The sequence below is a fragment of the Paenibacillus sp. E194 genome, assembly GCF_000935845.1.
In the GTDB taxonomy this organism is placed as follows: domain Bacteria; phylum Bacillota; class Bacilli; order Paenibacillales; family Paenibacillaceae; genus Paenibacillus_B; species Paenibacillus_B alvei_B.
In genome coordinates this window covers 1-2,518 of sequence record NZ_JMDX01000430.1, presented here as the reverse complement: position 1 = coordinate 2,518, position 2,518 = coordinate 1, and the positions used below count along the sequence as shown (strand labels likewise).

The window sequence follows — 2,518 nt, the reverse complement described above, 5'->3', positions numbered from 1 at the left end:
GGCTACCAGCTTCATCATATTTATCAAGGGCTGCTTCTTCAGCAGAAGGGCGGATCGTATGAGCAGTTTATGGAACAGCAGTACCCCACGCTAGTTATGGATCCCCTACATGCCCATAATGCAAGTGTAACTGCTGCCGTATATGGCCCCATCTCTGTGACGGATCAGGTTTATGGAGGAGAAGATCCTTTATCGGTAACCGATCTAGTATACAATACCCAGCGTCGAGCGAAGAGATCACTGAGCGACGATAGTCCATACGACAAGGTTGCGCTGCAGCGCACACCGATTCGCTTGGATCAAGCTCCGTATGCGGTCGGTTCGGATAGCGACCATATTTCGACCGTAGACGCTTCCTTACGCGTGGAGGCAACGGATCTGGTCATGCCCGGAGCTAACGGTTTAGACTTTGCGCTGCGACGCGTATACGACAGCTCTCGAGCCAAGAACGATATTACTTTCAACCCCGAAAGTTATAAGGAGAATGTCACGAAACAATCAACCGATGAAGAAGGCAGGTTCAAGCTCGGAAAAGGGTGGATTTGGGATATTTCCTATTTCAAAAGAGTAGACGGACAGATGTACCTTTATATTTCCGGCTTAGGCACTTATCGAATAGATGGATCTAATATAGTAGGGTATCCTTTTCATGATCTAAACTTTTCCGAGTCAGAGAATGTAAAAATAGGAAGTGAAAAGGCTGCGTATGAGCTTGCCAATTATAAAACAGGGGTACGGCAATATTTTAATGCCGTTGGCGACTTAATTCTAATAAAGGATAAAGACGGGAATTATATTCAATTCATCTATTACGGTACAGAACTAGGTACAGTAGTGACGTCAAACAGTTCAAGAACCGGTGCCAATGCTATGCTTTTTACGTATAATCCCGATAATACAATTGTCGTGGAAAGCGGAGGTCGGAAAGTTGTCTATAAAAAGCAAAGAGTGATCTCTATTAACGGAGAATCCGTCCTAGAACAAGATCTACTGACTGAAGTCATCGATCCGATGGGGCGATCTACCAAGTACAATTACAGTGTATGGAAAGACCTTTTTTTCAACTTTGCCAGGGATCATAAAGATTACTACAAAAATAGACAATTCGATTTAATGAGACTCAAATGGGGGAGAAACGATACCATCGCCTTAAGCCTAATTGAGCATCCAACAAAAGCGATTACCCGGTTTGCATTCGATACTACGGTATTCCGCAAAATCGGGGAGTATGCGGAAGAGGAAACGATTCGCTATAAAACGCGTAGGGACTCCTATAGTTCGACCTCTGGAACGCATCAAAATGAGTTGATTTTCACGTTCAATAACGGTGATGTAGGGAAGGAGTTCAAAGATAACTCTTTCTCGGTGGATGTAACGGACGGTCTGAAAACAACGACCTATGTGTATGACAAACGATATAATGGGAGTGATGCCCCATCGAGTCTATACTTGGAAGAAACGAGGACGCGTACAGATAGCGGGAATGAAGGACGAAAGGTCAAATATGAATATGACAGAGGAATGAAAAACCCGAACCCAATTCGAATTGAGGAGGTTCGAAGCAGCGATGGGCGAAACTCGGCACCTCGAATTACGACTAGAACGTATGATGGGAAAAATTGGGGGTATATCGTTTCTGAAAAGAACCCGTTAGGCGCCACAAGCAGTTATGAGTATGGGGAGCTGGGATCTCCGAATAAGCAGAAGGGGCTTATCCGCAGCGTTGTGCCTACAGGGCAAAGCAAGAACCTGCATTCCGAATACCAATATGATCGAAGTACTGGCGGACTGCTGCAAGTGCAATCTAAAAACGAACAAGGAACGATCGTGCAGCAGTTGAATTATGAATATGATCCCATGGGGAATCCGATCACGATACGCATCAAGGGAGAGCCTCGGGATACGGTTATCCAGCAAGAGTTTAGCCCTGAGTTTCGAACGATGTTTTTGAACAAGCAATCGGTGAATGTTACGAATGTCGACGGAGCACCGGACAGCATCGTATCCCGAATGGAGTATAACACATCGACAGGAGATCCAACGAAATACATTGATGGAAACGGAAATGAAACGAAGTATACGCATGATAAGCTGGGACGGATGACTGCGGAAATCTATGCGGACGGCACACAGACCGCCGTAGTTTACGATGATGCAGCAAACAAAATTACGATTACGCACCCGAACAGACCGCAAATTGAAAAGTGGTTCGATCCATTGGGGAATCTAATCAAAGAAACAAATGGACGTGGTGGGGTAGCCAATCATACATATGATCGCTATGGTCATATGACGCGAAAAGGCACCTTTGACGGCAATTGGATTCAATATGAATATGATGCTTGGGGACGCGTAACGAACGAAAACTTCATCTATGGTCAAAACAGAATCGTATACGACGATGCCGACAACACGAAGACGACTTACGACGGAGCCAATAATGGAATACGCGAGACGTACGATGTGATGGATCGTTTGATAACCAAAGAAGAAATCAAACCGTCTGGTCAAGCCGTGG

The 2,518-nt window shown here is 45.1% G+C and carries 1 pseudogene; it reads left to right on the top strand.

Annotated elements, in window-relative coordinates:
- A pseudogene (locus AZ66_RS28525) lies at positions 1 to 2,518 on the top strand (polymorphic toxin-type HINT domain-containing protein); the annotation flags it as partial.